The organism is Gordonibacter pamelaeae 7-10-1-b (assembly GCF_000210055.1).
Lineage (GTDB): Bacteria > Actinomycetota > Coriobacteriia > Coriobacteriales > Eggerthellaceae > Gordonibacter > Gordonibacter pamelaeae.
This window is the reverse complement of record NC_021021.1, coordinates 2,276,189-2,280,464: the sequence shown is the minus strand read 5'-3', so window position 1 is coordinate 2,280,464 and position 4,276 is coordinate 2,276,189. Positions and strand designations below refer to the sequence as shown.

The window sequence follows — 4,276 nt, the reverse complement described above, 5'->3', positions numbered from 1 at the left end:
CCGTAGCGCATGGCCCGCACGCCGTCGGCGAGCTCGCGCTGCGCCTCGACCTCGGCGCGAAGGGCCTGCGCCCTGCACGACAGGGCGCGCACGTGCTCCAGGTAAGCGCGCGCCTGGTCGTATTTGTACCGTTCGAATTCCGTTTCAGCCAAGCTGCCTCCTCCGCCGTGGTATTATCTAGCTTAGGTGATGGGCCGGGGCAGCAGCTTCGGCCTTTTCTATTCGCCTCGTGCAGCCGCCAACTCCTCCTCCAACCGCACGATCTCCGCCTCTCTCTCGCACTTGAGCCGAAGGAGCGCGTCCCGCTCCGCCTGCGCCCTGCGCAGCATGTCGCAGCTGCACCAGCGGGCCGGCTTGCGGTATGCGCAGGCGCGCAGCCCGGCATGGCCGCACGCCTCCTCGCAGGCGCAGCCGTCGCATACACTAGTCATCGGCTATCTCTCCCACCCCGCATCTCGGCGTACTCAACCCTCTGGCCATGACAGGCTCGGCCATCCCGGATGGCCGAGCTCAACGTGTCCGGCGAGCATCCGATCACTCTGGCGCACTCGCTGATCGAGTCGTATACCTCGCGTCCGTTCATGACCACGCGCTTGCTTCCTCCCGTCCGTCGATTGGGGCGCGGTTCGGCCTCCCCGAAGACCGGTTGCGCGGCATCGTGGCGCCGCCCTTTGTACTGGCCGTAGGCAATCACTCGCGCCCTCCCTTGACGGAGACCCCCAGATGCCCCATGCCGGGAACCTCGTCGACGTCTACGCCCACCCGCTTGAGCTCTCGAGTCCAGCTGGCGCGGACGGCCTCGGCGCAATGCGCCATCGCATCGGCCCACGAAGGCCAGCGACCGTGAGCGTCGTAGAACGTGTACTGGTAGCGCAGCGCATCCCGGTTGTGAGGCTCGTCGGGGGAGTGGGATCCTCCGCACTCGCGACACTGGCCTTCCTTCGCGATTCCAGGCAGCATCATCATGCCGTGGCGCTCTTTCAGGTACCCCATGCTCTCGCCCCCTCGCCTACGACCAGTCCGGTTCCGGCTCGGCGGTCGGCTCCACGTCCTCGTCGAGCCTCTCCGAGTCCCACACGAGCTTCACGCATCCGCGGATATCCTTCACGTCCATCGACCATCTCTCCTTCTCTTTTTCATGTATTACTCTTTTATGGATAGAACCGTTGGGGCGGTTTCCCGTCTCCCCTAGTCGCCTTGCCTTTCCGAGGCAATACACGCCCCGCTTCCGTACCCTCCGTCGTTCGCCCGTCGTTCCATTGCTTCGCGCTCTGCGATGTAGCCGAGGACGGTGGTCTGGCAGTCCTCGAAGGCGAACCGTCGCTCGAGCTGCTCGACCGTGCAATCGATGCGGAAGTCGTTCCAGGCGCGCGCGTCCATGTCGCGCAGTAGCTCCCAGAGATCAGGAAACGAGCGGCGCAGCTCGCGGAGGTCGGAGAGCCGCTGCAAGGGGCAGCACCAGCACGACACCCGGTCGAAGCGGTCGTAGAGCCCGCCCCAGTCGTAACCCCTCGCGCGGCAGTACGCGAGCGCCTCGGCCTCGGTCACGCCCCACTCGACGAGCGGATAGCGTTTGCCCTTCGCGCGGTGCGCCTCATCCGCCGCTATGCCGACGTACTGCACGACCCTGCGCCGCCCGGCCATCGCCTTGACGTGCCTGTCGATGGCGGACGTCTTGATCTTCGTGCACCAGCGGGATCCCATCCTCGCCCACCCGTAGCCGGCCTCTCCGGCGCGCGCCCCCTTCATCCTCACATGGTCGAACATCCAGTAGTTGAACGGCAGGTCGGGTCGGAGCCTCGTGACCGGCACTCCGGTTTCGGCCTCAACCTTTCCGATGTGCCCGACCATAGCCGGGAACTCCCACCCCGTGTCGAACCACACGACCTCGTCGACCGGCATGCCGCGCTCGAGCATCATGATGAGCATCGCGGTGGAGTCCTTCCCTCCCGATAGCGACACCACGTGGTACGCGCTCACGATGCCGCCCCCGGCCATCTCCTGGCGGCGCCGCGCAGCTCGCCGTAGGCCTCCGCCGCCGCCTCGTCGCGGCCGGGGAGCACGTGCCCGTAGATCTGCAGCGTGACGTTGACCGAGGAGTGCCCGAGACGCTCCTGCAGAACACGGATCGACACTCCCTGGTCGAGCAGGTAGGTGGCATGCGTATGGCGCAGGGTATGGAAGTGCGCCGCAGGATCGAGGCCGACCTCGCGCGCCATCGCCGAGAACCCCGCATAAACCATGCTCGGCAGGTACGGCGAGCCGTCCTCTCGAGCGAAGAGCGGCGTCGAAGCCGTGCGGCGGAACCCATCGGCGCGCAGGTCGGCGCGCGATCTCTCGTACCAGTCGGCCAGGCGGTCGTTGGTCTCGGCGTCGAGCGACACGCGCCTGATCCCCGCCTTGCTCTTCGGCGACTTGTACACCCATGGGCTTCCCGCGCTCGCCGACTGCACGACCACCCGCTCGACACTCATGTCCGAGCGGCGGAACGACCAGTCGCGTTCCTGGAAGCCGGACACCTCGCCGCGGCGGAACCCCGTGGCGAGGTCGAGCGCCGCGATCTCCTCGTCGATGCCACCCCCCGCGTCGGCGCGGGACTGGAGCGTTGAGAAGTCGGGCTCCGAGAGCGGGACGGCCTCGACACGCTCTTGCCTGGGCGGGGTCACACCCGCTATCGGGTTGAAGCCGATTACGTGCGTCTCGGCGAGCCGGCCGAACGACCCCGACAGGTGCGCGTGCACCTGGCGCACGGTGTTGGCCGCGAGAGGGTTGCCGTCCTTGCCGCCGTCCTCGCGCAGGGCCTTGTACAGGCTCGCGAACATGTAGGGCTGCGCGTCGTCGATCCTCACTCCGCCGACGAGCGGGTCCACGTAGCACCTCAGGTGCGAGGCGTAGGCGTCCACCGTCGTCGGCGAGTAGCCGAGCGAGGGGAGCAGGGACAGGTCGTAGGCGAGGATGCCGCCCACCGTCCACGACGCGCCCGAGCCCCGGCAGAACGCCGCCTGGCGGTCGAGCTCCGCCTTCGCATCCCCCACCTCCGCCTCGGGCGTGTCGGGCGGAAGCGTGCGCGACAGGTTGCGGACGCGGCCCGTCACCGGGTCCTTTCCTGCGTAGGCGCGCACCTCCCACGCGCCCGTCCTCTTGTTGCGCCTGGCAGAGGCCATCAGGAGCGGAACCCCTCGGCCGACGCGATGAGGCGGTCGAGGTACCACCGCGCCTTGCGCAGGTCCTGCACGCCGCCTTTGCGGTGCCAACGCCACAGGTACTTGACGGCGTTGCCGGCGCAGTAGCCCTCGAACCCGCCGAGCCCCGCCGTCGCCGCCTTGATCGCGTCGATGCACTCGACGGAGCCCTGAACGTAGTGCTCGGGCCGCTCCACCGGGTCGAAGGGCGACGGAGCCTCTTCCTTCATCGGCGCGCGCTCGCCCTCGCCGTACACCATGTTCGCCATGCGACACTTCCTTTCGTCAGAACGCCATTACCTGCCCCGCGTACAGCCCGAGATCGACGGCGCGCAGCTCGATGCGCTCGGCGGCCTCCTCGAGGGTCCTGCACGGCATGCTGCCGGCGCGGTAGCCGTCCCTTTCGTCCTCGAAGTCGAACCCCACGAACCGGCCCCCTCCGATGCTCTCGGAGAACTCGCCCAGATCGAGCCGGATCTCCACGTTCCTCCCCTCGCAGCGCACCTCGTCGCCATCGAGCTCGAAGCGGCAGATGCCGAGCCCGTTGGCCCATGCGAGCAGCTCCTTCGGCCCCATCTCGTCGATGCCCGCGCTCACGACGCATCACCCCCGACGCCTCCGTCTCCCACGTGCAGGGATGACTCATGGACGTCCCCTCCGAGCTGGCCGGCCGCGAGTTCGGCCCGCCAGCGCTCGGTGAACACGCCCAAAACCACCGGTAAAGGCTCCCGGGAGTCCCGGCGCGCATCGGGGTACTCGGCGACCACCACGTACACCGTCTTATCGCCCACGTTGATCACCGCCCTTTCGGCAGCACGACCGGCATGACGGCCTGGCGGTACGAGCCCGACAGGGTCTTGAACATGATGGGCTTCCGCCCGCCGCCGACCTCGACCGAAACCACGTCATCGGGCACCGCCGCGAGGGCCTCGACCAAAAACGCGGGCGATGCACACGCCTCATGCGAGCCGGAGGCGTGTGCGCACTCCACCTCGTCGACCGAGCGGCCCTCGGCGCCGAGGTCGCGCTCCACGACCGCCGGGAGCCCCTCGCCCTTGAGCGAGATGCCGACCGCCCCCGGCCCGCGCCCTATC

General features: G+C 68.3%; 8 protein-coding genes. All 8 read right to left on the bottom strand.

Annotation, left to right across the window (positions count from 1 at the left end; genetic code table 11):
* Nucleotides 1–218: 218 nt before the first annotated feature.
* Nucleotides 219–431, bottom strand: a complete 213-nt coding sequence (locus GPA_RS10620; protein WP_015539866.1) for a hypothetical protein — start codon at nt 429–431, stop codon at nt 219–221.
* A gap of 259 nt (nt 432–690) precedes the next feature.
* Nucleotides 691–993, bottom strand: a complete 303-nt coding sequence (locus GPA_RS10610; protein ID WP_015539865.1) for a hypothetical protein — start codon at nt 991–993, stop codon at nt 691–693.
* A 195-nt stretch (nt 994–1,188) separates the two neighbouring features.
* Nucleotides 1,189–1,980, bottom strand: coding sequence for a phosphoadenosine phosphosulfate reductase domain-containing protein (locus GPA_RS10605; RefSeq protein WP_197533092.1), 792 nt, complete (start codon nt 1,978–1,980; stop codon nt 1,189–1,191).
* On the bottom strand, nt 1,977–3,164 hold the full coding sequence (locus GPA_RS10600; protein ID WP_015539862.1) for a tyrosine-type recombinase/integrase: 1,188 nt from the start codon (nt 3,162–3,164) through the stop codon (nt 1,977–1,979). Before GPA_RS10600 ends, GPA_RS10605 begins: the two co-directional genes overlap by 4 nt.
* A complete protein-coding gene (locus tag GPA_RS10595; RefSeq protein WP_015539861.1) occupies nt 3,164–3,451 on the bottom strand; it encodes a DUF3310 domain-containing protein in 288 nt (95 codons plus the stop codon). Before GPA_RS10595 ends, GPA_RS10600 begins: the two co-directional genes overlap by 1 nt.
* A 16-nt stretch (nt 3,452–3,467) precedes the next feature.
* Nucleotides 3,468–3,779, bottom strand: coding sequence for a hypothetical protein (locus tag GPA_RS10590; RefSeq protein WP_041239472.1), 312 nt, complete (start codon nt 3,777–3,779; stop codon nt 3,468–3,470).
* On the bottom strand, nt 3,776–3,973 hold the full coding sequence (locus tag GPA_RS10585) for a hypothetical protein (protein ID WP_156790999.1): 198 nt from the start codon (nt 3,971–3,973) through the stop codon (nt 3,776–3,778). The genes GPA_RS10590 and GPA_RS10585 overlap by 4 nt, the downstream gene beginning before the upstream one ends.
* A 5-nt stretch (nt 3,974–3,978) precedes the next feature.
* On the bottom strand, nt 3,979–4,276 hold a 298-nt coding region (locus GPA_RS10580), incomplete at its 5' end, for a hypothetical protein (RefSeq protein WP_167536643.1).

Excerpts from the sequence above, each read along its gene's own strand:
- GPA_RS10620 (WP_015539866.1), bottom strand. The coding sequence starts at position 431 with ATGACTAGTGTATGCGACGGCTGCGCCTGCGAGGAGGCGTGCGGCCAT.
- GPA_RS10610 (WP_015539865.1), bottom strand. The coding sequence starts at position 993 with ATGGGGTACCTGAAAGAGCGCCACGGCATGATGATGCTGCCTGGAATC.
- GPA_RS10600 (WP_015539862.1), bottom strand. The coding sequence starts at position 3,164 with ATGGCCTCTGCCAGGCGCAACAAGAGGACGGGCGCGTGGGAGGTGCGC.
- GPA_RS10595 (WP_015539861.1), bottom strand. The coding sequence starts at position 3,451 with ATGGCGAACATGGTGTACGGCGAGGGCGAGCGCGCGCCGATGAAGGAA.